Source organism: Streptomyces sp. MGP-P1 (assembly GCF_057766565.1).
On record NZ_JBYMEM010000001.1, the window covers coordinates 770,066 to 794,347 of the forward strand.

Below are 24,282 nucleotides of genomic sequence, written 5' to 3' on the forward strand. Positions count from 1 at the left end.
TCCAGCGGCCCCGAAAGGTAACAACGAGCTCGCGGCGTACGACAACGATGAGCCGTGCGACCTGAACACCCGTGCTGAACAGCGCGTCCGGCTCCTACAGTTACGCGGCGGAGACTCCACGACCGTGAAGCGAGGGAGCATTCACATGGCGCGTAAGTTGTCCCTGGCCCTGGAGCTGTATGCCGACGCGAACGGCACCGTCGACCAGCGCTACATCGATCAGATGCGCGACCAGGACGCAGAACCGGTGCCGCTCGATCCCACGTTGCCGAGGTTCACCCTCGTCGTCGGGCCCTCGCCGTTCACCATGCCGCGTGGCTGGGAGTTCTTCCTCACCTCCCCCTACGAGGGGGCGACGTACATCTCGACCGTGCTGCACAACGCCGGATATCCGGTGCGCATCGTCGACGTCCGCTACACCCCGAACCCCCTGCAGGCGGCGTACGAGCAGATCAACGAGGGCACCGACGTGCTCGGCATGTGCACGTTCGAGGACAACTTCCCGTTCTGCCGCGCGCTGATGGCGATGGTCCGCGCATCGCACCCGGACGTACCGATCATCTGCGGCGGCTCGCTGGTCACTTCCGCGCCGGCGGTGTTCATGTCGGACACCGCCTGCGACATCGCGGTGATCAGCGAGGGCGAGATCACCATCCTGGAGCTGATGGAGAGTTACGCCCGCGGCTCGTGGAAGCAGGACCTCCCGACCGTCAAGGGCATCTGCTACCGGGACGAGAAGGGAAACGCCCGCCGCACGCCGCCGCGTGGCCAGATGATGGATCTCGACGCGCTGCCCAGGATGCGGCTCGACCTGTGGCCCCAGTCGCGGTCGCCGCTCGGCATGCAGCCGCAGGTGATCTCGTCCTACAGCCGCGGCTGCAAGATGGACTGCTCCTTCTGCTACCGCACCACCCCGCAGGTGCGGGCGAAGTCGCCGGAGAAGATGGACCGCGACCTCGACTGGCTGAAAACCCAGTACGACGTGGAGTTCTGCTTCTTCGTCGACCTCACGTTCAGCTCGCACCGCGGCCAGACCATCGAGATGTGCGACGTGATCTCCCAGCACGATCTGCGGTGGACCTGTCTGACCCGGTGCGCCGACATGGACGTACCGCGCATCGACGCGATGCGGGAGGCGGGTGCGGACATCATCCTGTACGGCGTCGAGTCGCTGGGCCGCGAGGTGTTGCGCGAGGCCCGCAAGGGCAGCAGCGAGAACCTGACCGTCCGCGCGATGCGCACCACGTTCGAGGGCGGCGTGCGGTTCGGCTCGCTGCTCATCGTCGGTCTGCCGAACGAGACCGAGGAGTCCCTGGCGGACATGGTGCAGTTCGCCGAGCAGTACAACCACGTGACCCGGGTGAAGTACCTGTCGGCCATGCCCGGCACGACGGTGTACCAGGACGCGGTGCGGAACAAGGTGATCCGCACCGAGATCGACCACCTGAACTGGCTGTCGGTCGAACAGGCGCTGCACGAGGACGAGTTCCTGAACGTGAGCGGGCTGCCCGAGCAGGTCTGCCGGGACGCCTACAAGCGTGTGTACGACGCCTATCAGCCCGGCCCGGTGATGGACTTCCAGCACTGGCCGGAGCACTTCCAGTACTTCCACCCGCAGCCGGCCGACGGCACCGATCGGTCGACGTCGTACGCCGGTAACGGCTGGCGCGCGGAGTGGAGTTCCGCCGCCGCGCCCCTGGTCCCCGGGTCCGAGCAGTACACCTTGGACAAGGTGGCCGACCCGGAGGTGGCCGCGGTCGGGAGCACGCTGATGGACTGCGGCGCGAAGAAGCTCGCGGTGGGGGGCTGACCCGTGTCCACTCAGGACGGCCCGATCCTGATCATCGGGACCGAACGCTCCGGGTCGAACCTGCTGCGGCTGGTGCTCGACGCGCACACGCGGATCGCGGTCCCGCACCCGCCGCACTTCATGCGGTACCTGTCCGGCATCCCGTACGACGGTGATGTCGACGCGATGGTGGGCGACGCGATGTCGTTGCTGCGCGACCACATCCACCCGTGGCCGCACGTGATCGACCGGGCCGCGGTGACCGAGGCGGCCGGCCCGTCGCTGTTCGGGGTGGTGGCGGCGATCTACGACCAGTACCGCGTCGCGGAGGGCGCGGCCCGGTGGGGGTGCAAGAGCACGTTCATGGTCGAGCACGTCGACGAGGTGCTCGCCGCACTCCCGGACGCCCGGTTCCTCTGGCTGGTGCGTGACCCCCGCGATGTGGCCGCGTCGGCCAAGCGGGCCGTGTTCGGCCACTGCCACCCCTACCGGATGGCGCTGCGGTGGACGGCCGAACAGGAGCTCGCCCGCGCGGCCCTGGAGCGGTGGGGGCCGTCAGTGGTGCACCTGGTGCGGTACGAGGACCTGGTGTCCGAGCCCGACCGGGAGATCCGGGCGATCTGCGACTTCATCGGTGAGGCGTTCGAGCCCGCGATGCTGGCGCACCACCTCAGCGGCAACGCCAGGGTGACCGCGTCGCTGTCGGCGTCCTGGCGCACGGCGGGCGACCCGATCACCACGGCCCGGATCGGCGCCCACCGGCGGGGGCTGTCCGACCGGGAGCGACGGCAGGTCGAGAGCGTGACCGCGCGGGCGATGGAGAGGCTCCGCTACCCGTTCGACCCGGCCTCGCTCGACGAACCGGCTCCCGGTCCGCTCGGCGTCGCGCTGCGCGGGTTCGCGGTCCGGACGGCGGTGGAGGCGCGATCGCTGCGCACCGACCGCAACCACTTCCGGCGCTGGCGGCGCGACGCCACCGTCCGCCGGCTGCGCCGCCGCGCGAAGCCCCGCCGCGCCCTTGTTCCGGCAGGAGAGAGCAGATGAACGAGACGGGAAGCGTCCGCACGCACTTCGCCGACCGGGCGAGCACCTACGACCGGTCCAGTGCGTGGTGCACCGACGACGCGCTCGGCGCGCTGATGCTGTCCGCGGCGGCGCCCCGGCCCGGCGACGCGGTCCTGGACGTGGCGTGCGGCACCGGACTGGTGTCGAGGCTGTTCGCCGGGCGGGTGCGGCGGCTGACCGGCGTGGACATCACGCCGGAGATGGCCGAGCAGGCGCGCGACGTGCTCGACGAGCTGGTGATCGCCCCGGCGGAGGAGCTGCCGTTCGACGACGGCACGTTCGACATCGTGGTGTGCCGCCAGGGGATCCAGTTCATGACCCTGCCGGACGCGGTGCGGGAGATGGCGCGGGTGACCCGGCCGGGTGGGCGGGTCGTACTGACCCACCTGTGCGCCTACGGGGACGACGACCGCGACGAGTACGCCGAGATCCTGCGGCTGCGCAACCCGGCACGGCGGCACTTCTTCCGGCCCGGCGATGTCGAGGCCCTGCTCGCCGGCGCGGGGTGCGACCCGGTGCGGTCGCAGCGGTACGTGTCGGTGGAGGACGTGGACGTGTGGTCGGACAACGGTGCGATCGGCGAGGACGCGCGGGAGGCCATCCGGGACCGCTACGCACGGGCGTCGCCCGCGTTCCGCGCCCGGCACGCGGTGGCCGGGACGGGCGGGCGGATCACCGACCGGATGCTGTTCGTCGTCGTCTCGGGAACGAGGGTCTGACATGGAACCGGACCAGTCCCCCGCCGACGGCGTGCGGGCCGCGTTCCTCGCCGAGGCGGCCACCGCGGCGCGGTACACCTACTTCGCACAGGTCGCCGAGATCGAGGGTCACACCGAGGCGGCCCGGGTGTTCGGCGAGCTCGCCGAGAGCGTGGCCTGCGCCGCCCACGGCCACCTGGATCTGCTGCGCGACCTGCTGGGCGGCGACGACCCGGGCGCCGGCCGCGCGCTCGGCGACACCCGCCGCAACCTCGCCGCGGCGATCAGCGGCGACCTCGAAGAGGCCACCGAACGCTATCCCGGCCTGGCCGCGCGGGCGCACATGGACGGCGTGGCCGATCTGGCGAGCTGGCTGGAGACGCTGTGCACGTTGAAGAAGACGCACGTGGACCGGCTGGAGCAGGCCCTCACCGGGCTGGCCGAGCCGCGGTTCGCCGGGAACGGAGCGCCATGACCACCGAATACGACGCCGAGGCGATCACCGTCTACTCCGGTCTTGAGGCGGTGCGCCGCAACCCGTCGATGTACGTCGGGTCGACCGGCCCGGACGGCGCCCACCACCTGGTGCTCGAACTGGTCGACAACGCCGTGGACGAGGCCGCCGCCGGGCACTGCGGCGCGATCTCGGTGGAGCTGCACGACGACGGCTCCTGCTCGGTCACCGACGACGGCCGGGGCATCCCCACCGCTCCGCACCCGGAGGCCGGGATCCCGGCGTGTGAGCTCGTGCTCACCACGCTGCACTCGGGGGGCAAGTTCGACCGCTCCTCGTACGCGACCTCGGCCGGGCTGCACGGTGTCGGCCTGGCCTGTGTGAACGCGTTGTCGGAGTGGCTGCGGCTGGACGTGTGGCGCGACGGCGCGCACCACAGCGAGTCGTTCGCCCGAGGCTCGGTCGAGACCCCGCTCAAGCGGGGCGGCGACAGCGGCCGCCGCGGCACCCGGGTGTGGTTCCGCCCGGACCCGGAGATCTTCTCCTCCTGCGTGCTCGACGCGGAACTGCTGCACGCCCGGCTGCTCGACATCGCGTACCTGCACCCGGGGCTGCGCGTCGATCTCATCGACCACCGCACCGGGCGGAACGAGTCGCTGTACGAGATGACCGGGGTGCGGGGCCTGCTCGCGTACCGCGCCCGCGACACCGAGAAGGTGCACGCCGAGCCGACCACCATCACCTGGGCGGGCAACGGGTGCGTGATCGACGCCGCCGTCCAGTGGACCGAGGGGTACGCGGAGCAGATCTTCGCCTACGTCAACACCATCCGCACCGACCTGGGCGGGTCGCACGTGGACGCCCTGCGCGGCGCGCTGGCCGGGGTGGTGGCCGAACACCTCGGCGCGGCCGCGGACAAGATGACCGTGGTCGACATCCTGGAGGGGCTGACCGCGGTGATCGCGATCCGGATCCCGGACGCGCGGTTCGACGGCCAGACCAAACGCACCCTGCGCAACGACGAGGCGGGCGCCCGCGTGTTCGACGTCGTCACCGACCAGGCGCGGCGGGCGCTGGCGGCCGACCCGGAGCTGGCCCGCCGCATCGCCGAACGGGCCGTCGACGCGAGCCGGGCCCGGCTGGCCGCGCGGCTGGCCGGGCGGACGGCCCGCTCCCGGACCCGGGCCGTCGAGGTCGACTACGCGGTCTACCAGCGGCAGTTCGGGATCCGCTCGAAGGACTGGCACGACTCGTGCTCCTGGCTCACCGACGAGGACCTGCTCGGCAAGCACGCGGAGCTGTGCGCGGTGCCGCCGGACGCGCGGATGCTGGACGTGTGCTGCGGCAGCGGTGTCGTCGGCGGCGCGTTCCGCGGCCGGGTCGGCGAGACGGTCGGGCTGGACCTCACCCCGGAGATGGCCGCGCTCGCCGCCACCCGGCTGGACGTGGTGCACCAGGGCACCGTCTACGACCTGCCGTTCCCCGACGCCAGTTTCGACCTCGTGGTCACCCGGGAGGTGCTGCATCTACTGCCCCGGCCGGAGCTGCCGGTGTCGGAGATCTTCCGTGTGCTGCGGCCGGGCGGGCAGTTCATCGTCGGGCAGATCGTGCCGTACGCGGATGTGGACGCGTTCTGGATGTTCCGCGTGTTCAAGAAGAAGCAGCCCCTGCTGTACCAGATGTTCCGTGAGGAGGACTTCCGGGCGTTGCTCACCGGCGGCGGGTTCACCGATGTGCGGATGGAGGAGTACTTCCTGTGGGAGTCGATCGACCGGTGGATCGACACCCACGAGACGACACCGGCGAGCCGGCAGGAGATCTACCGCCTCTATTACGACGCGCCGCGCGAGGTGCGCGCCGTCCACCCGTTCGAGGTGCTGCCGGACGGCTCGGTGCGCGACCGGTGGCGGTGGTGCGTGTACTCGGTGCGGAAGCCCGACCATGCCTAGCCGCACCGTGGACAGCCTCGTCGCCGAGGTCGTGCGCCGGCTGGAGGTGCTGCGGCCGCTCCGGGGCACGCCGGTGGAGGGCTTCTGCGCGAAGGTGCGCGATCTCGTCGTCGTCGCGTCGAGCTCGCGGGGCGGGTCGAGCATGCTCGCCGAGCTGCTGCGGTCCTCGCCGCACCTGCTGCACCTGCGCGGTGAGCTGAATCCGCTGCTGCGGCTGGTCGGCCTCGACCACCCGCACAGCGGCACCGGATCCGACGTGCTGGACGCGGCGCACTGGCACGGGCTTCCGCCACGGTCCCGGGCCCTGTTCGAGGCGGAACTGGCACTGGACGCGGGCTCCCCCGGCGTCGGCGTGGAGAACCTGGCGGTGGACGCGGCGTGGCGGCTGGTCGTGCAGTGGCCGGGGCGGGACCTCGATCCCGTCGACCTGGTGCGGACCGCCGAGAAGATACTGGACCATGATCTCCCCCGGTTCGCGCGGGAGTTGATCGACAGCGCCGGTGTGAACCCTTGGTACTACGACCTTCCCGGGCGGTCCCCGGGACCACGACCGGCCGGGCCGCCCGGCGACGTGCTGATCGAGGAGCCGCCCTTCGTCCTCCCCCGTCCGTGGCGGCCGGCGGACGAGCACGATCTCGCCACGAAGCCACTGGTGATCAAGACGCCGGGCAACGCCTACCGGCTCGGCTTCCTGCGGGCTGTGTTCCCCAACGCGCGCCTGCGGGTCCTGCACCTGACCAGGAACCCGGCCGCCTCGATCAACGGCCTGGTCGACGGGTGGCTGCACCACGGGTTCCACGCGTACCGGCTGGACGAACCGCTGCGCATCGCGGGATACGCCGACGTGCGGCCCGCCGACCGGCACTGGTGGAAGTTCGACCTGCCACCCGGCTGGTCCGCGTACACCGCCGCCGCCCTGCCCCGGGTCTGCGCCCGCCAGTGGTGGTCAAGTCACCGTGCGGTGCTCGCGCACGGGGCGGATCACACGGTGCGATTCGAGGATCTGATCAGCGGTCCGCACGGCCGCGCGGACGCCGTCGAGCGGATCGCCGACTGGCTGGGGGTCCCGTTCGACGGGCCGCTGAAGCGGGCCGCGACCGACGGCATCGCCGCCACCGTGTCCACCGCCGCACCACGCCCCGGCAGATGGCGGGCGCGGGAAGAGGAAGTCAGGTCGGCGCTGAGCGCCGACGTGCTCGCGATGGCGGAGAGGCTCGGTTATGCCCGTGACGACCACTGGATCTGAGCTGAGCACCCACGGCGGCCCGGGGTGGGTCCCCCGCGTGGCGTCCCACGGGGACGAGGTCGCGGCCGGGAGCGTGTGGGCGCCGTGCGGGTACCGGTCGGAGACGGCAGCACTGCGGTCGGTGCTACTGGTCCGCCCGCCGGACAGCATCGCCGCGGTGCGACGGGCGGGGGCCTCGCTCATGCTCGGGCCGGTGGATCTGCCGGCGATGCGGGCACAGTGCGACGCGCTGGCGGACCGCCTGCGGGGCCACGGGGTCGAGGTACACCTGACTTCCCCCGAGGCGACGCCGAACGTGGTGTTCGCGCGGGACCTGTTCTGGATGACCCCGGCCGGGGCGGTGGTGGCACGGATGGCGTCCGCGCAGCGGGCCGGCGAGGAACGGCATGCGGCGCTCGCGCTGGCCGAGGCAGGGTTCCCGATCCTGCGCACGGTGTCCGGCACCGCCGTGTTCGAGGGCGCCGACGCGCTGTGGATCGACCCGTCGACGGTGATCGTCGGTACCGGATTCCGCACGAACGACGCCGGCGCGGCCGAGGCCGCCTCGGCGGTCGCGGGACTGGGAGCGCGGGTGGTGACGGTGCCGCTGGTGCCGGGCGTACAGCACCTGCTGGGGACGGTGGTGTTCCTCGACCCGTCCACCGCCGTCATCCACCGGGCCGCGACCCCACCGGAGTTGACGGCGCTGCTCGCGGAGTACGGCTATCGGGTGATCGGGCTGCCGCCGGACGAGGAACTGCTGGTGGGGCGCGGGATGAACCTGCTGGTGCTCGCGCCGGGGCGGGTGCTGATGCCCGCGGGCTGCCCGGGGATCCGCCGGACGCTGGAGCGGGCGGGCGTGGCCGTCGACGAAATCGACGTCGGGGAGTATCTGTGGGCGGCCGGCGGGATCGGCTGCGTGACCGGGGTGGTGCGCCGTGAGCACTGAGAGCCGGTCACCGGGCCGACTACTGAGCCGGGTACACGGTGGGGTCGTCCAGCGGCACCTTCAGCCAGGAGATCATCTGCCGGAGCTGGTGGTACGCCGCGAGCCGCTGCTCGTCGGAATCGGCCTCCTCCGCCGCCGCGATCGGCTCCCACAGGCGCGGCACCATCACCGGCCCGAGTTCGAGCAGGCCGCCGCTGCCGCCGGTGGCCCACTTCGCCAGCACGTACCGGACGATCGCGCCGACCGGGATGTCCAGGTTCCGGGACATGCCGCGCACGGTCTCCAGGGGGTCGAGGAGCCCGTAGTCGACCACCTCGGCCTTGAAGTTGCCATGCGGGTCATCCGGTGGCCAGCACCGCTCCCACTGGCGCAGCCGAACCGCCGGCGTACCGGTCACGTCGTAGGCCAGGTCATCCATGTCGCCATCCATGCCGCCACCCTAAGGCGGCACCGAGCTTGTCCGACCGGGCAGGGATGAACACCGAAGTCAGGAAAGGAGAACCAGTGAACGAGAACCTTCGTGAGGAGCGACTCGCCCTCGTTCCGGCCGACTCGGGCGCCGCGACCAGCGGCACCGCCACAGCCGACGACGAGGCGATCCGTCAGCAGCTGCGCAGCCTCGGCTACCGCATCTGACCGAACACCGCCCCGGTCCGCCCGCACGGGCGGGCCGGGGCGTTCCGAGCAGGGTCACCGTGCTGGAGGGCGGGAGTGTTGACCACCTGACGGCGCGTTGTAGCGTGCGGCGACCTGGAGGCGGCATGGCTGAGACGACCAACCCGTTCGACGACGACAACGCACCGTTCTGGGTGCTGCGCAACGACGAGGACCAGCACTCGCTGTGGCCGGAGTTCACTCCGGTGCCCGCCGGGTGGCACGTGGTGCACGGCCCGGACGGCCGGGCGGCCTGCCTGGCCTACGTCGAGGAGAACTGGACCGACCTGCGTCCGGCCTCCCTGCGCCGCGCCATGGACGACGCGACCGGGTGAGCTACCGGATGGATGCGCGGTCTTCGCGGTGGCGGCGGCATGGGACCGCTTCGTCACCCGCGTCGCCCGCGGGAACCTGGCGGCATGGCCGCATGGGGGCAGAACAGTGAGCCAGTCCACACTTCCGTTTCCACGACCACGACCACGACCGCGTTCACAGGAGAAGCGCGGGCGCGCGCTGATCGTGCAACAGGGCGCCTGGGACATGCCGAAGGAGTCGATGCCGCTCGCCGCCGGCTATCTGACAGCCGCGGCACGGGCCGATCCCCTGGTGGGACCCGAGTTCGACGTGGGGATACAGAACTTCCGCGGCGGAGAATCACTCGGCTCGATGGCGCGCACGATCTTCTCCGGTGTGCTGCCGGACGTGCTGGCGTTCTCGGTCCTCGGCTGGAACCTCAACCAGTTCGGCGCGCTCGCCGAGACCTACAAGTCGGTGCGCCCGGACGGCTGGGTCGTCTTCGGCGGAACGCACGTCGCCCACCAGGCGGAACGTGTCTTCCGGCGCTTTCCCGAGGTCGACGTCGTCGCCAACGGCGAGGGCGAGTTCACCTTCCGCGACCTGCTGCTCGCCGTCCTCGAGGAGAAGTCGCCGCACGATCTGGCGCAGGTGCCGGGAATCTCCTACCGCGACGAGGAAGGCACGATCCACACCACTGCCGAGGCTCCGCGCATCGACGACCTGGACATCATTCCGTCACCCTTCCTCACCGGGGCCATCCCGCTGCTCGACCACCGTGGCCGGTTCCCCTACGACGTCGCGCTGATGGAGACCAATCGAGGCTGTCCGTACAAGTGCTCGTTCTGCTACTGGGGTGGCGCGGTCGGCCAGCGGATGCGCGACTTCTCCCGCGAGCGGCTGCGCGCGGAGCTCGACATCTTCGGCTATCACCGGATTCCGACGGTGGTGCTGTGCGACTCCAACTTCGGCATGCGCCAGCCGGACGCGGAGTTCGTCGAGGACCTCGTCAGGACGCGCGAGAAATACGGGTTCCCGAAGTCGTTGGAGACGTCATGGGCGAAGAACAAGTCCAAGACGTTCCACAACATCATCCGCCGGATGAAGGCCGAGGGGTTCCAGAGCTCGTTCACCGTGGCGCTGCAGACACTGGACGACACGGCGTTGCGTGACATGGGCAGAAGCAACATGCGGCTCAACGAGTGGAAGGAGCTGGCGGCATGGCTCGCCGCGGAGGGGCTGGACGCCTACGCGGAGCTGATCTGGGGCGCGCCGGGTGAGACCGTCGACTCCTTCCTGGCGGGCTACGACCGACTGTCCGAACACGTGTCCCGTATCGCCGTCTATCCCCTGTTGCTGCTGCCCAACACGAACTACACGGAGAACCGCGAGGAGCACGGCTTCGTCACCGTCCGCGGGGACAGCGACGACTTCGAGTACGTTCTCGCCAACCGCACCGTCACGGTCGCGGAGAACACGACGATGCAGCGGTTCATGTTCTGGGCCCGGATGATGAGCGAGAACATGTACTTCCGGCACATCTGGGTGCCGCTGCGGGAGCTCGCCGGGCTCACCCAGAGCGCCGTACTGCTGATCCTGTCGGACTGGTTCCAGGACTCGACCGACGCCGCCGTCGCCGAGTTGCTCGCCCACGGCCGCGAGTTCACCGACTCCGGCCTGGTCGTCGAGTCGCTGCACAAGCTCTACGCCGACCCGCGGTTCGCGCCGGTCTTCCAACGGTGGTGGGACGAGGCGATCCTGCCGAAGGCGCCCGAGCGGCACAGGCCGCTGCTCGACGAGATCTTCCGCTACGACAACGCGACCCGCCCGATCTACGCCGGCTCGGGTGCCGAGGACGCCGAGCTGCGCAGCATCGACGGCCTCCCGCACTACGTCCGCAGCGGCCAGCGGTTCCAGTACGCGATGCCGCACATCCTCGACGCCATCCGCGCGAGCCGGCCCTTCGACGACGCACCCTCGCCGGTCGAACTCACGCTCGCGTATCGGGTCGGATTCGACGACTACCTCGACAACCACGAACTCGCGACCTACTACGCCGGTCGCTGCCTCGAGATCCGGTAGCCGACGGCGCGACGGACGGACGCTCCGTTCGGCAGGGCGTCGGGCCGAGGACGACGGGGCGATCGGCCGGAGCGGCGTTCATCCGCAGCCCTTCCGGCAGTTGCTCGTAGCGACAGAGGTAGACGCAGGGGCGCAGGAGGCGGACGAACGCCTCGGTCACCGTCTCGGGTACGCCAAGAGCCCGCCCGGCATCGCGGACGGTTTCAGGTGCGGTCGCAGTCATGGACGTCACCGTGCCATACCCCCCTGACACCCCTGACAGCACTGTGCGAGCGGCACCTGATCATGGCCGCCATCGCTGCTGCCGTGTCCGGGCCGGACGTCGCGCTTCCGCCGGCTCCTGGCGTAATCAGAGGCAACAGCCCGCGGCCGTGGCCGCCGAAATTCCTGCTGGGCTGTAGCGACCGCGGCCGACCGGGTTCGCTCCCGCAGCCCTTCCTCGATGAGGTAGTCGTAGAACAGCGAACCGGCACCGCCGCTCTCCACCGACGCCGCTGCGACGGCAGATGGTGGCCGACCACGGGGGACGTCATCCTGTGTGACCCGGCCAAGGTGCGCACGACGCGCCACCGATACCGGGGAACGGTGCTTCCTTCGCCCTGGCCCACCCAGGGATATCCGGACGGGATCATCCTCCCCCCCGCCGCCGGTGCACGGCGAGAGGGAAGGCGGCCTCAACCCGTATGGCCGTGGCCGAGTATCCGGGCGGCGACATCCAAGGGGTCGGCCCAGACGTCCCCGGGCGCCGGATGGTCGGACCGGCCGCGCATCTCCCGCACGCTGTCCCACAGCGCCGCGGGGTCCTCGTCGGCGTGGGTGCGGGTCAGCAGACCGGTCCGCTCCAGCATGTCCATGCGCTCGGCGAATCCGACGCGCACCTCCCGGCCGGGGTCCGGGGTGACGGAGGCGATGACCGGCACGCCGTTGGCGACGAGTTCGCAGCCGGTGAAGCCCAGCGCGTCGGCCAGTACGACATCGGCGGCCCGGTAGTACAGCTCCGGCCGATCGCTCCGCCCGACCCATCGGACGTTGGGAGTGGCGGGGGTTCGCCCGCGCGTGGGGGGCGGGTCCGCCAGGAGGAGGAGCTGATCCGTCGGGGCGGCGTATCGGCTCCACGCCTGGAGCGCCTGCAACTGGATGCGCAGGGCGGCGATACGGTCCGGGCGACCGCCCGCCGCCACCGTCAGGACGAGCGCGTCCTCGTCGAGGCCGAGGGCCTTGCGCGCCTCCGCCCGCTGTGGTGCGAAGGCGTCCACAAGGGGTCCGCAGAACCACACCGGCGCGGTCGTGGCCGGTGTGACCGGATGTGCCTCGGGAAAGTCGGGGACCACCACCTCCAGCGCGTCGTCCATGATCGAGTCGAGGTCGGGCCGGCCGAGCTCGGCGAAGAACCAGTCCGTGATCAGCACGTTCGGAACGTCGAGGACATGGCGGCAGAAGCCGGGCGCGGTCAGGAACTCGTCGCTCACCACCAGGTCGGCGTCGGCACGCTCGTACAGGAATCGCCAGACGCGCCAACCCGCCGCCTCACCCATGTCGTCGGCGTCGTCGAAACCGAGGTCGACGACCTCGACACCGCGGGAGCGGTAGTAGTCCACTCCGCTCCCCGCCGAAGCCAGCCTGATCTGTATCCCGGGGTGCACCTGACGCATCGCGGCCATGATCCTCAGGTCTCTGGCCGCGTGGCCGTAGCCATGACCGCGCGAGACGAAATTGACTCTCATCGGTAAGTTCCTCTTCAGTCGCTGAGCGACCGGTGGTCGGGGAATCGCCCGTCGCGGACACCGGACGGCGTGACGCCCTCGGTGAACGCCGCACGGGCGAAGGTCTCCAGGACGGGTGACAGTTCGAGGAGTCGTTCCGGCAACATGTACTGGTCGAAGATCCCGGGGCCGATGTTGGCCAGAGCGATGTGCCCCAGTCTCCGGTCGAGCACCTCGACCGGGTCCACGGCATGGTCGTCGAGGAGCCGGCGGAGTTCGCTACCCCCCAGCCAAGCGGTGATCCACAGGCTGATGACGATGTCGGGCCGCAGATCCGGTTGGGCGCGGTGCAGATCCGCCGACCGGCGTGCCGCCGTGCGTTGCAGTGCGGGCACATCCACGTCTCGCCGCCGCAGCGTCTCGAGCAGGCCGCGCTGCGACCAGCCCGAGACGCTGCCGGGGTCCCGTTCCAGGTAGTACGGCCTTCCGTACGAGCGTGAGAAGCAGGGCAGCAGGTCCACCCGGGCGTCCACCACCGGCGCGGTGTCGCTGTGGGGTGCGGTGGAGTAGCAGGCGGCCAGCCGCAGCCCCATCGGGGTATTGCCGGTGAGACTCACCTCGGTCGCGTGCTGGACCAGATTCGGGACGGTCACGTACACGGGAACCCCGAGCCTGCGCAGCACGCCGGCGATCATGACGTCGTCCTGCGGAACCTCCGGTCTCGTCCTCACCAGTTCACGGGCCGCCTCCGCCGGCAGAACGAGTCCGATACAGGGTGTGTACGGGTCGCACACCTCGGCGAAGGGCTGTCCGAGCCAGGCCGCGAGGTGGACGGCGGACGACGTGGCCGAAGCCCATTCCGTGTAGAGGCTGATCGCGGCGGTCGGCCGCTCACCGACCGTACGCAGCACACGTTCCCGCAGGTCCGCGACGGGGACGGCGTCGTCCTGAAGGACCAGGTGGTGGGTGGCCTCGGGGGCCACCGTTCCCCAGGCAAGCACCGCGGTCCTCGCCGAACAGGAGCCGGGGCCGTAGGGGTCGGGATCCTCGACGACCTGGAGGCCCAACTCCGGAAGGCTGTCCCTGAGTGCGAGGGCTCTCGCCCTGCGAGCGGGGTGGGTCATGATCGCCGCGGAGACTCTGATGGGGGAACTCATGGCGTCGTACCCGCCTCGGACAGGTCCTCGTCGCGCATGCGTAGGAGGTCGGAGTACCGGCCGGGCGCGGTACGGAGTTCGCCATGGGTACCGTTCTCCGCGACGAGCCCTTCCGCGAGAACCACCACCCGGTCGGTGTCCTTGACTCCGGACAGCCGGTGACTGATGACGACCGTGGTCCGGTTGCCGCGCAGTTCCTCCAGTGCCGCCTGCACCGTTCGTGCGGTCGCCCAGTCCAGAGCGCTCGTCACCTCGTCGAGCACGACGACGGGGGCGTCCGACAGCAGTGCGCGGGCCAGCCCGAGCCGCTGGCGTTCGCCGCCGGAGAGCTGGTAGCCCCTTTCGCCGACCGAGGTGTCCAGTCCCTCGGGGAACGAGGAGACGAGATCGTCGAGAGCCAGGCGGGACAGCACCTCACGCAGTTCGGCCTCGGTGGCGCCCGGGCGGGCGAGGAGGAGGTTGTCCCGGAAGGAGGCGTTGAAGATACCGGGCTCCTGGGGCACCAACAGGACCGTCTCGGACGGCTTGTCATCGCCGCCGGACACCCGGACCGTACCGGCGCCGGGCTCCAGCAGTCCCGCTACGAGGTAGCCCAGGGTGCTTTTTCCGGAGCCGGTCGAACCCACGATCATGGTGGTGGAACCGGCGGGGAAGTCCAGGTCGATCCCGCGCAGTGTGCTCCTGCCGCTCTCCGGATAGCGGTAGGAGACCTCGCGCAGTGTGATGCCGACCGCGGGTACCTGGGTCCCGGTGTGCGGGGTCCGCGGCGCGGGCAGGGCCGCCGTCGGTCCGAGGTCGACGTACTCGAAGATCCGGTCGAAGTGCGCCAGTGACCGCCGCACGGACGTGCTCAGGCCGAGCAGTGCCTGGATCGGCTGCGCGAGCTGGAGTTGCAGCACGACCAGCACGATCGCGGTGCCGATCGACAGGCTGGTGAAGCCGCCGCCTGCCATCCAGTAGACCACCGGCGGGATCGCCGCGAAGGAGACGCCGATGATCGACTCCGCGCTGGTCGCCATGGAACGCTCACGGATCGTCAGGTCGGCGATGGCCGACGACGATGCCCGGAACCGGTCCCGCTGGCCGTCCCAGCAGCGCAGCGTACGTCCCATGAGGACACCGGGCAGGGAGAGGTGCTCGCCGGCCAGGCGCATCATCTCCGATGTGTGCTCCTGTGCCTCGACAGCCAGGAGCCGTTGCCGTTCGGCGTAGCGCTGGTTCATGATGACCAGCCCCAGTGTGAGACCGATCGCCACCACGGCGACGGGCCAGCTGAGGATGAGCATGGCCGTCCCGATGGTGATCACCATCGTCAGTGACCCGAGCGCGCGCTGGGCGGTGAAGGTGATGACATCGGAGATGCCGCCGATGTCGCTGGCCAGCCTTGTCTGCACCTCCGCCCCCGACCGGCCGGCGTGGAAGGTGATCGGCATCGACTGCACCCGCTCGTACACGTCCACCCGCAGACCGTGGACCACTCCGAGTCCGATCGAGTTCGTCAACCGGCTCTGTAGGTAGAAGAAGCCGCTCTGGGCCATCCCCACGGCGAGCATGCCCAGACACATCCACATCAGCAGCTCCCGGTCGCGCTGGGGCACCGCCTCGTCGACGATGACGCGAAGGAACAGCGGCCCGCTGATCCCGAGCCCCGTGGACAGCACGACGGTCAGCAGGGACAGCGCGAAGGCGGCCTTGTGCGCGGCGAATCGCCGCAGTACGCGCCGGCCGAGAGCGCGTATCTGTATCCGTTCGGTGTCACTCACGGTCCGGACTCCTGCGGGCTTCGGCGGGGTGCCCCAGCACCAGGGTGAACAGGTGCCTCGCCGGTGTACCGGTGTACCGGCGCACGATGCGGGTCACCTCAGGTGAGGAACGGCCGTACACGCTGCCGCCGAGACCCGCCGCGACCGCCGACAGCCAGGCGTTGTAGCCGAAAGCCGACGCCCGCAGGAGCGCCCGCCCGTAGTCCGAGCCGGTGTCGTCGGAGCGGGTGTCGGTGTCGGTGTCGTCGGTGATCCTCGCGCAGATCAGGAGCGTTACCGGGGCCGGGGCGTAACGCGTGGCGAGCAGGGCCGGTCCGGGGCTGTCGCCGTGGTCGGTGAACTCCCCCGCGAGGGGCTCCCCCGCCGTGGTCTGTCCCGCCGTGGACCGCCGCGAGATGTACTGGCGCAGCCGCGCTCCCGAGGTACCTGTCAGGCCGCGGACGAGCCATGCCTGCGGGGTGGTCGCGGCCGTACCGTGCGGCCACATCTGCCGGTCGGTCGACGTGGCCAGATCCAGAAGGGTGGCGAGGTCGGTGTCGGACACCGGGTCCTCCCGGAACCGGCGGACCGATCGACGGGCTGCCAGCACGTCGTGGAGCGGCACACTCCCAGAGATCCGGGAGGTCAAGGAGGCGCGGGAGGTGTCCTGTGCCGACGGCCCGTCCGGAGGGGTGCGCTCGTCGGGGTGGTCGGCGGGGGCGAGTGCACGCTTCGCCAGCGACCACAGGTCGGTCTCGTCGATCAGTGGCATCGCGCGCTCCGCGGGGTCCACAGGCCGGCCACGGCCATGACCTGTTCGTCTTCCTTGAGTTCCAGCAGTGTCGGCAGCGTCGGCTGCCAGCGGTCGTTCAGAGTGACCCGTGCTCCTCTGTCGGTGGCCACCGCGTGCAGTTGCGCGAGGGCGCACCCGGCGTCGAGGTGCCCCAGCCTGATCCCGAAGGTGCTGTACTTGAGCTTCAGTCTCCAGAGCGCGCCGACGACGACCAGAACGACGTCCGGACTGTCCGTGATCCCGGTCGCGTCGAGCATGGACCGCCACAGGCCGGGCCCGTGGGTCCGGCGGGTGACGAGGAGCCGGTGTGCGATGTCGTCGTACTTCAGGATGGTGTGCGCGGGCAGTCCGGAGACCGTGTCCGCGCACATCAGATACAGCTCGACCGACGCGAGGTCTCCCCCGGACGCGGTCCACCTGCCGGGTTCGCCGTCCCCGCGCCGTCCCGCCACCATCGCCGCCAGGTCGGCGACGAATGCCGCGTCGGCGGTCCCCACTGCCCCGGATGGGCCCGCCTCGGACGCGGCCCGCACCTCACCACCGGTCGGGGCGGCCGACGCGGTCGCCGGTGGCGGAGGCAGTGGTATCACCGGTGCCGTGGCGAACGGCTCGCGTTCCTTGCCCAGCGCCGTCAGGCGCTTCTCCCGGCCGGCGGTGACCGGAGGCTGAGGCCGGTCGGCGAGGGGATGCGCGGCGACGATGTCCTCGTACGCCTCAAGTACGGTTGCACGCTCCCCCGAGCGGCGGGACGTCGTCGCGCACGATGCGCAGCCGGCCTCGGCAGAGACCGCGTACCGCACCGCGGTGAGGTCCGGCAGGGTCCAGCGGACGAGGGCCTGACTGGTGCGCACGCTGTCGACGTCGGCCAGGTAGGCCAGCGCTTCGCCCACCACCAGTCCGGCGGCGACCGTCCCCGTGGCGGTGTCGGCCGGGGCCGGTTGTTCGCTTCCGAACTCCGCGAGGTAGCCGCTGGTGAAGCAGCGTCGGCACAGCGTCGCTCGCGGATGCACCAACGGACCGAGGTCGACCTGCCCCTGGTACGCCGCGTAGTGCAGTACCGCGATGTCGCGGGCCGCGCAGTCGTCGGTGAAGCTGTCCGTGCCGTCATCGTGGCGAGGCGGGCCGTACAGCACCACGAGGCTGCCCGCCGCTTCCCGCAGGCTGTCGAGCACCTCGTTCCCGACCCCGGCCGGCGTGGAGGCGCTGTGGACTGCTCCGACGCCGCTCATCGCCAGGTCGTCGCGGACGGCTTCCGTGTGGCTCGGTGGGGCGACGATCAGCACCGCGCATCGAGACAGGCGTTCCAGTACCTCGGAGGCGTCGCGGAACGAGGCCGAGGTACCGGCGGTCTGTTCCAGGTAGTCGACGACGCCGGCCGCCAGCGGCCTCGGCGATGAGACCTCCCCGGAGAGGACGAGGCCCTGCTTCACCAGCAGTGCCACGGCCTGGGCCACCGCCTCGTACGGAAGGTCCGTCGCTTCGGCGAGGTCGCCGACCGTGCGGCGTCCGTCCATCGCCGACGCGATCGGCAGCAGGAGCCGGAGGGCGTCCCCTCCACCGATCCTCTTGCGGATCTGTCCGGCCGAGAAGACGACCTGGCCGTCGGCGGCGGAGACCGCCACCCCACCGCGCAACCGGGGCCGGAGGCCGTTGACGGGGAAACTACCGGTGCTCGTCATGAGTGACGCCTCCCACGGTACGGAACAGGTGATCGAGCTGTCGCGACATGAGCGTGCGTTGGGTCTCGTCGCCGCAGTGCGGGCAGCCGTGGCAGCCGATCACCTGGTCCGAGCGGACCGCCGCCGTGCGGAGATCGACGGTGACCACCCGCCCGCGAACCTGCTCGGCCAGCGACAGGCTCAGCAGCCCCGCGGCGATGCGCGCCTGATGCGGCAGGACCCCGGCCGCCGCCTCGACGCCGAGTCCTTCCTCCGCCGACGCGGGGGCCGATGTGTGCGAACAGTCCGGTGCGTGGGCGTGTCCGTGGTTGTGTTCGTGCGTGTGCTCGTGCCCGGGTACGGGTTTCCGGAGGGGAGCCGGCTTGTCGGCGTGTTGGTCCTCACGCGCGTAGAAGCAGTCCAGGCATGGGCCGGCCGCAGGATCGAAGTACGGTCCCACTCGGATGACGGGGTGATCGAACTCCACCAGGAGCCACGGCTTTCCCGCCTCGGAGGCCACCTGCCGGAATCGGCGTGCCAACCGCCGGGCTGGACGGTCCAGTACCAGCACGGCTGCATCGGCATCGACGAGCATGTCGCAGGTGATCTCCGGACCGACCTGGGTGACGGCCAGGCCCGAGATCTCCGGCAGCAGTTCGGACGCCCGGGCGCCGAAAGCCCCGGTACCAAGGACGGACAGACGGGTCAGGCGAACGGCTGCGGACACGGGTTCAACTCCTCGACAGGCAGTACGCGATATCCCATCGCCGCGGGGGCGGAGTAGAGCCGGGGATGTGCGTGATACTGGGCGAGCGGCACGAGAGACATGGGCTGGAGGTCCGGGATGACCACGGTCGCAGAGTGCAGTCCGACCGAGGCGAGTTCCGTCGTCGTCCGGTCTACGGCGATCACCGCCATGTCCAGCTCGGCGAACCTCCGGACAGCGCGGGTCAGCCCCTCAGTGGCATCGGCGGCGTAACGGCCGCGATCCTGGAACGAGGGCCGGTCGGGGTGGTCATCGGTGAGGAATGCGAAGTGCGGGGCGTTCTCCGGCTTGCCCATGTACTTCGCGCCGTCCGAGATATCGGTGTAGTCGGCGAAGGACTCGGGCTCCTCCCACTCCACATGCAGCGAATCACGGAAGCAGGTGACTTCCAGCAACGCCTTGTACGCGGCATCCTGAATGGTGAGCCCGGTACCGCACCCGACCATGGTGCGTATCGTCTGGTCATGCGGTGCGGTCTGCATGCAGTACACCGTGGGTACACCGATGTCACTGGTGGCATCCAGCAGCACGGTGTCGAGGAAGCGATCGTGCGCCCACTCGACCACGGTGAGTTCCCGCTCGTCCAGCACGTCGAAAGGAATGTGCGGCAGCGGCAGCTTCTGTAGCCACAGAACGGCGATCATGTCCCGCTCGACGACCTCGCTCAGGCCGCCGAAGACAGCACTCGCGGGATCGGTGTGCACGGCGCAGCCCGTCGAGATGCTCGCCACGAAGCGCTCGGCCGGGAGACGGCGCCCCGACCGGTAGGCCGCCATGGAGAGCGGCAGCCAGGTGGGGTCTCCGTCCCGGAGATCCACCCCCCGCACCCACCTGATCGGCGCGGCCGGATCGAAGGGGACGAGCGGGCACCGCGGATGCGCGTACTCCGCGTCGGACAGACGCGGAACCCGCGACCAGTCGAGCACCCTGCCATCGAGATCGTGCGCGGCGGCGGTCACTACGCCCTCCGTGCCGAACTGCGCCCCCGAGTAGCGCTCGCATCCCTCGGCGATGGCGAGCAGGCGTGCCCTGTCCTTGTCTCCCAGCGCATGCCCTCCGGCCACAACCCGGTCGTCCGGGCGTGCCTCGAAGCCCGGGAAGCCGCTGCCGAGATCGACCCCGTAGGAGCTCAGCTCCGGCAGACCTCGATAGCGGGACGGGGAGAGGTCGAAGGCGTCCCCGACGACGCCGTAGCGCGAGAGAAGCGGATCAAGCTGTTTCATGTTCACGTCATTCAGGTCAGGCAAGGAACACCGTGGTCCTTGTCCGGGTGGCACCCGCCGACGGGTACCACCGCCGGCGGGCCGATTCGCTACCTACCGCCTCGACCGGCGGGGTCGGCCGGGGACGGCACTAGCAGCACGCGCTGCCACACGTGGCGCACTTCCAGCCGCCGCTCATGCAGTTCAGGCCGCAGCCGACACAGCCGGCACAGTTACAGCCGTTACCACCGCAGTCCGTGAGGATGCGCGAGGGGTCCGCCGGGCCCGCGATCAGATCGCGTACGAGGTCCTCCCAGGACTCATCGGCATCGCCGACGACGAGGTCGACCGCTCCTCCTGGCGTGGGATCGGTGTCAAGCATCTGCTCTTCCCTTCTCTCGCGAATAACAAGTCAACTCCGGCGCGGAATTGGCCGAATCGGTGCGCCCGAGTCAGGCTCAACCTAGGGTCACTGATCACTTTTCACGCTCAAGAAAGTGTGAAGAAAATATGAGACGACAAGCGGCTGGATCTTCAACACCCGAACGTGCGAGCGTTCGTGACGAACCATCAGATGATCATCGCAGTGCCTCGCGACTGTTCGCCCTGATGGGGGGCGAGAGCGGGAGCCGGTTGGTTCGAAAACGAGACGGACCACGGAGCGCGCCAGGGGTCACGTCGACCCCGGGGCCGGATCCGAACGACGCCGCTATTTCCTCGCGGCCGCGTTCTGCGGGTCTCCGCGCGCCCCTGCGACGCCCTGCGGGCGCCACCTCGACCGCGGCACTGCGAGAATCCGGCGTGCGGGGCCGGCCCTGCGGCCTTCGGCACGCGGGTGGGGCAGCTCACCCGCTCAGCGGGTGCCGGTCGCCCAGTCCTCCCTCGCCTGGCAAATTTCCTCGTCGGTCACGAAGCACGACCGGGGGTGGAAGGGTGCAGCCGTGCTCGGCGAGGCGGGGCTGGACGAGGTGGACGGTCCCGCCCCCGCCTCCAACTCGCCCACGCCTTTACGGACGGTGGTCTCGCTGACCTCGGCCGCTTGGGCGACGGTCCGGATCCCTCCGTGTCCCAGGAGCCGGACCTCAGCTCCCACCAGCAGACGCCGCTGCCGCTCGTCCAGGGTCCGCCGCAGGATCGCCGACCACGGTTCACTGACCACCACCCAGCGCTACCTTCACCCGGACGTCCACAAGATCACGGCCACCGGGGGCGGCGCTCCCTGCCCACTCCAACGTGCTGCGCGCACCACGCTCACTGCCTAGCCTCATCGTCATGACCCGCTGCCCCGGTCAAGGACGCCGGACCTCCAACTGGCCCCCAGTTGGTCCCCTAAAATGATCAGGGCCGGTATCGGATCGCTCCGATACCGGCCCTGATCGGGCACTGACGGCCTGATGGCTGCTGGCGGGGCGGCGCTCCGCCGCGTAGCCACCCGCCGACGCGGTCCTCCAGCCAGCGCAGCGCCCGCCCGTTCCGAGGACCGCCGCCCCCACCCGCCGCGCCTCCCCCGGTGTCAGGAGTAGAAAGGGCAGCAGACGAGGACGTCCACGCCGATCTGAGCGCGGAACGCGACCGCCCCCCGGCCGGGGGGCCGGAGGCGGTCGGGGAACGCTCAGAAGTACGGCTCCTAGCTGTTCCTGCCGCTGCGCACCAGCGCTGCGATCACACCCGGTGCCACGGCGATCGCGACCACGAGCAACGCCAGCAGAGCGGGCGAGGGTCCGTCATAGCCGGAGCTCGCTTCCACCGTTGCGCCGTAGAGGACCGCACCAAGTATCAAGAGCACGGAGATACCGGTGACGCCTCTGGCCCAAGCCTTCTGCGCCGAGGGGCTGGGCCTCCGCACCAGCCCGATCACCAGCCAGACCACAACGAAAACCAACAGAGGCAAACCAATGCCCATCGGACCCCCCAACTAAGATGCACAGCAAGGAAATTGGTGTCACGCGCCCTGAGCTGTGTCGCCACCCCCGGGGCCGTCGATAGCCAGCCGTACTCCGAACCTGCCCCGTGCACTCCACCGGCGCGGACAGCCGGATCCTCCGTGCGAACGGGCGCCTGCATGACGGCCCGCCGTCTTCGGGACCGGCACCCAACGGCAGCAGCCCGGTCACCTCGTGACATCATGGCTGACGCCCACCCGATGCCACCGACGCGCCCATGCACAACTGGGCCGGTTCGATCAAGCTGGAGCCGGTGACGATCGCGGGTGCGGCCGAACCTCCTCCTGCCTGGGTCCGAGCCTGTGCGGTTGCGCTGCCTACTGCGGATGCCAGCAGCAGTGCGGCGCCCGCTGCGACCAGAGCGATCTTGATGCTCACGAGTGCGTGCCTCCCTCATGCGGACTCTCCAGAGCGCAGATCATCACGCCGGGTTCGCCCTGGGATGAACCTAGGCTGGCGGCGGCACACCACATGTGCCGTTCGTGCGCGGTTCTTGACCAGGCGTGCGGGGCGGAGCGAGCACGACAACGGTTGCCCCTGCCCCTGTTTTCAGGTAGGGCACATTCCTAACGACTCCGTTGCACGGGTGACCGAGCCCTGCCATGGTGATGCCCAATTGGGCTCCTGGTCGAAGGACGGGTTCTTTTGGGGGGAAGGCACGGTAGCGACGAGATCAGAGCCCCTGAACCGAACCGGTCCGGTCAACACCGTTCCCACCGTTGGAGGTCCACCTCGTGAGCCCGGTCCTGGACACAGCGTTCGTACCGTCGCGGGACCGGGAGGAAGCGGTGCGGCAAGCGGTGTGGGATTCCGTCGTGAAGATCGACATCGCTCACCACCTGCCGCCCAAGAATCTCTCGGTCCGCATCGGGTTGGAGACCGTCGGGCCCATCGGGGTCTGCTCCGCGCGGGCGACCGCGCTGACCATCAAACGGACACAGCGACTGGCGCGGGAGACCGAGGAACCGGCGGTCTTCCTCGGTCTGCAGATGTCGGGCACCAGCCTGGTGGTGCAGAACGGCCGCCAGGCTCTGCTGAGACCGGGAGACTTCGCCCTCTACGACACGAGTACCCCCTACACACTTGTCTTTGACGAGGGTGTCGACCAGCACTTCCTCCGTTTCCCTCGATCAGCACTCGCGCTTCCCGAGCGGTCGCTACGCGACATCACGGCAGTCACCCTCGGCACTGACAACCCCCTCGCGCGCCTCGCTTCCAACTACTTTTCCCAACTGGCCGTCAGCGACAAGCTGCGTCGAGGCAGGTACGCCGAGGCGGTCACGGAGCCGAGCGTCGAACTGCTCCGTTCCGTCGTAGCCTCCCAACTCGGGAACTCCGACCTGGGCCGGGCCCCGCTGCAGGCGACGCTCAGCCTCCGGATCATGGGGTATATCAGGGCGCACTTGGCCGATCACGATCTGTCGGCCGCACGGATCGCCGCTGCGCACGGTATTTCGGTCCGTCACCTCTACACCGTGCTGACCCGATCGGGTGTCAGCCTGGGGGAGTGGATACGGACGCACCGTCTGGCGGAGTGCAAGCGGGAACTGACCGGCCCCGAGGGCCGGCACCGGACCATAGCTGCCACAGGCCGCAGATGGGGCTTCGTAGACGCCACACACTTCAGCAGGGTGTTCAAGCAGGCCTACGGTGTCTCCCCCCGGACCTGGCGCGACCAGAACAGGGCCGGGGGCCTTGACCCCGAGTCATGAACACGGTTACGCGGCTGGTACCCACGCGACACCGTCCGGGCGTGCGGCGTGGTCGAGGACGACGCGCACGTCCCCCTTCAGCAGGTCCTCCAGCTGATCCTTGGGGACCTCGACCTTGCCCGGCAACGCGCTCCTACACAGCCTGCTGGCCCAGTTGTGTTAAGCACGGCAATCGTGGTCAGGGTCGGGGGCGGTGGCGATAGTGATCGCGCTCGTACGCCGGAGGCGCCGCTGGCTGGTCGCCACACTGGGTTGCCGCGGTGGAGGGGCCGGTCGCCTGGATCGGCAGCACACCGGACGACGACTGAACCGGCCTGCTGCCAGGGGGCGAGCCTGCCGCCTCATTCCTGTACCGGTACGGGTACGAAGAGGGCGTGCCGCAAGAGTTTTCAGGTGTATCCTGACGGGTCGCCAGAGGTGGTACATCGCACTGGCGTACGAGTGGGA

At 70.0% G+C, this 24,282-nt stretch carries 22 protein-coding genes and 2 pseudogenes; 12 read left to right on the top strand and 12 right to left on the bottom strand.

Going from position 1 to position 24,282, the window contains the following annotated elements:
- Window positions 1-145: 145 nt before the first annotated feature.
- The 7 genes from AC3CH1_RS03490 to AC3CH1_RS03520 are packed head-to-tail and all read left to right on the top strand — an operon-like array spanning window position 146 to window position 8,129.
- The gene (locus AC3CH1_RS03490; RefSeq protein WP_488461497.1) at window positions 146-1,810 is read left to right on the top strand and encodes a B12-binding domain-containing radical SAM protein; all 1,665 of its coding nucleotides are present in this window, start codon (window positions 146-148) and stop codon (window positions 1,808-1,810) included.
- Window positions 1,811-1,813: 3 nt separating this feature from the next.
- Window positions 1,814-2,833, top strand: a complete 1,020-nt coding sequence (locus AC3CH1_RS03495) for a sulfotransferase family protein (protein ID WP_488461498.1) — start codon at window positions 1,814-1,816, stop codon at window positions 2,831-2,833.
- Entirely contained in the window at window positions 2,830-3,573 is a 744-nt protein-coding gene (locus tag AC3CH1_RS03500) for a class I SAM-dependent methyltransferase (protein WP_488461499.1), read from the top strand. The genes AC3CH1_RS03495 and AC3CH1_RS03500 overlap by 4 nt, the downstream gene beginning before the upstream one ends.
- A 1-nt stretch (window position 3,574) precedes the next feature.
- Window positions 3,575-4,027 (top strand): rubrerythrin family protein, encoded by a 453-nt coding sequence (locus tag AC3CH1_RS03505; RefSeq protein ID WP_488461500.1) that lies wholly within the window; start codon window positions 3,575-3,577, stop codon window positions 4,025-4,027.
- Window positions 4,024-5,955 carry a methyltransferase domain-containing protein gene (locus tag AC3CH1_RS03510; protein WP_488461501.1) on the top strand — a complete coding sequence of 644 codons (1,932 nt, stop codon included), beginning with the start codon at window positions 4,024-4,026 and terminating at the stop codon, window positions 5,953-5,955. Before AC3CH1_RS03505 ends, AC3CH1_RS03510 begins: the two co-directional genes overlap by 4 nt.
- Window positions 5,948-7,201: a sulfotransferase family protein gene (locus AC3CH1_RS03515; protein ID WP_488461502.1), complete on the top strand. Its 1,254-nt coding sequence runs from the start codon at window positions 5,948-5,950 to the stop codon at window positions 7,199-7,201. Before AC3CH1_RS03510 ends, AC3CH1_RS03515 begins: the two co-directional genes overlap by 8 nt.
- A gap of 37 nt (window positions 7,202-7,238) precedes the next feature.
- Window positions 7,239-8,129: a dimethylarginine dimethylaminohydrolase family protein gene (locus AC3CH1_RS03520; RefSeq protein WP_488461503.1), complete on the top strand. Its 891-nt coding sequence runs from the start codon at window positions 7,239-7,241 to the stop codon at window positions 8,127-8,129.
- Between the two features lie 19 nt (window positions 8,130-8,148).
- On the opposite strand, the gene AC3CH1_RS03525 is transcribed toward AC3CH1_RS03520, so the two are convergent.
- A complete protein-coding gene (locus tag AC3CH1_RS03525) occupies window positions 8,149-8,559 on the bottom strand; it encodes a DUF6027 family protein (RefSeq protein WP_488461504.1) in 411 nt (136 codons plus the stop codon).
- Between the two features lie 74 nt (window positions 8,560-8,633).
- Between AC3CH1_RS03525 and AC3CH1_RS03530 the strand changes: the two genes are divergently transcribed.
- From AC3CH1_RS03530 to AC3CH1_RS03540, 3 genes are all read left to right on the top strand, one after another.
- Window positions 8,634-8,765, top strand: coding sequence for a hypothetical protein (locus tag AC3CH1_RS03530; RefSeq protein ID WP_018955476.1), 132 nt, complete (start codon window positions 8,634-8,636; stop codon window positions 8,763-8,765).
- A gap of 125 nt (window positions 8,766-8,890) precedes the next feature.
- Window positions 8,891-9,118, top strand: a complete 228-nt coding sequence (locus tag AC3CH1_RS03535; protein WP_488461505.1) for an MbtH family protein — start codon at window positions 8,891-8,893, stop codon at window positions 9,116-9,118.
- A 184-nt stretch (window positions 9,119-9,302) separates the two neighbouring features.
- Window positions 9,303-11,159, top strand: coding sequence for a KedN5 family methylcobalamin-dependent radical SAM C-methyltransferase (locus AC3CH1_RS03540; protein WP_488461506.1), 1,857 nt, complete (start codon window positions 9,303-9,305; stop codon window positions 11,157-11,159).
- A gap of 674 nt (window positions 11,160-11,833) precedes the next feature.
- On the opposite strand, the gene AC3CH1_RS03545 is transcribed toward AC3CH1_RS03540, so the two are convergent.
- The 9 genes and pseudogenes from AC3CH1_RS03545 to AC3CH1_RS03585 all read right to left on the bottom strand — a co-directional run.
- Window positions 11,834-12,883 carry a glycosyl transferase gene (locus AC3CH1_RS03545; protein WP_488461507.1) on the bottom strand — a complete coding sequence of 350 codons (1,050 nt, stop codon included), beginning with the start codon at window positions 12,881-12,883 and terminating at the stop codon, window positions 11,834-11,836.
- A 14-nt stretch (window positions 12,884-12,897) separates the two neighbouring features.
- Window positions 12,898-14,019: a hypothetical protein gene (locus AC3CH1_RS03550; RefSeq protein ID WP_488461508.1), complete on the bottom strand. Its 1,122-nt coding sequence runs from the start codon at window positions 14,017-14,019 to the stop codon at window positions 12,898-12,900.
- A complete protein-coding gene (locus tag AC3CH1_RS03555) occupies window positions 14,016-15,782 on the bottom strand; it encodes an ABC transporter ATP-binding protein (RefSeq protein WP_488461509.1) in 1,767 nt (588 codons plus the stop codon). The genes AC3CH1_RS03550 and AC3CH1_RS03555 overlap by 4 nt, the downstream gene beginning before the upstream one ends.
- Window positions 15,775-16,533, bottom strand: coding sequence for a nitroreductase family protein (locus AC3CH1_RS03560; RefSeq protein WP_488461510.1), 759 nt, complete (start codon window positions 16,531-16,533; stop codon window positions 15,775-15,777). The genes AC3CH1_RS03555 and AC3CH1_RS03560 overlap by 8 nt, the downstream gene beginning before the upstream one ends.
- Complete coding sequence (locus AC3CH1_RS03565) at window positions 16,524-18,233, bottom strand: hypothetical protein (RefSeq protein ID WP_488461511.1); 1,710 nt, start codon at window positions 18,231-18,233, stop codon at window positions 16,524-16,526. The genes AC3CH1_RS03560 and AC3CH1_RS03565 overlap by 10 nt, the downstream gene beginning before the upstream one ends.
- Entirely contained in the window at window positions 18,217-18,939 is a 723-nt protein-coding gene (locus AC3CH1_RS03570; protein WP_326707347.1) for a TOMM precursor leader peptide-binding protein, read from the bottom strand. Before AC3CH1_RS03570 ends, AC3CH1_RS03565 begins: the two co-directional genes overlap by 17 nt.
- Window positions 18,918-20,255, bottom strand: coding sequence for a YcaO-like family protein (locus AC3CH1_RS03575; RefSeq protein ID WP_488461512.1), 1,338 nt, complete (start codon window positions 20,253-20,255; stop codon window positions 18,918-18,920). The genes AC3CH1_RS03570 and AC3CH1_RS03575 overlap by 22 nt, the downstream gene beginning before the upstream one ends.
- 76 nt (window positions 20,256-20,331) lie before the next feature.
- Window positions 20,332-20,562, bottom strand: coding sequence for a hypothetical protein (locus AC3CH1_RS03580; protein ID WP_109981233.1), 231 nt, complete (start codon window positions 20,560-20,562; stop codon window positions 20,332-20,334).
- Window positions 20,563-21,153: 591 nt separating this feature from the next.
- Window positions 21,154-21,342 (bottom strand): annotated as a pseudogene (locus AC3CH1_RS03585) (hypothetical protein); the annotation flags it as partial.
- Between AC3CH1_RS03585 and AC3CH1_RS03590 the strand changes: the two are divergent.
- Window positions 21,302-21,518 (top strand): annotated as a pseudogene (locus AC3CH1_RS03590) (hypothetical protein); the annotation flags it as partial. The pseudogenes AC3CH1_RS03585 and AC3CH1_RS03590 sit on opposite strands and share 41 nt — an antisense overlap.
- A gap of 289 nt (window positions 21,519-21,807) precedes the next feature.
- Here the strand turns inward: AC3CH1_RS03590 and AC3CH1_RS03595 are convergent.
- Window positions 21,808-22,083 (bottom strand): hypothetical protein, encoded by a 276-nt coding sequence (locus AC3CH1_RS03595; RefSeq protein WP_488461513.1) that lies wholly within the window; start codon window positions 22,081-22,083, stop codon window positions 21,808-21,810.
- A gap of 220 nt (window positions 22,084-22,303) precedes the next feature.
- Window positions 22,304-22,501: a hypothetical protein gene (locus AC3CH1_RS03600; RefSeq protein ID WP_488461514.1), complete on the bottom strand. Its 198-nt coding sequence runs from the start codon at window positions 22,499-22,501 to the stop codon at window positions 22,304-22,306.
- A gap of 356 nt (window positions 22,502-22,857) precedes the next feature.
- Here AC3CH1_RS03600 and AC3CH1_RS03605 point away from each other — a divergent pair, with 356 nt between their 5' ends.
- On the top strand, window positions 22,858-23,835 hold the full coding sequence (locus tag AC3CH1_RS03605; protein ID WP_488461515.1) for an AraC-like ligand-binding domain-containing protein: 978 nt from the start codon (window positions 22,858-22,860) through the stop codon (window positions 23,833-23,835).
- Window positions 23,836-24,282 lie beyond the last annotated feature (447 nt).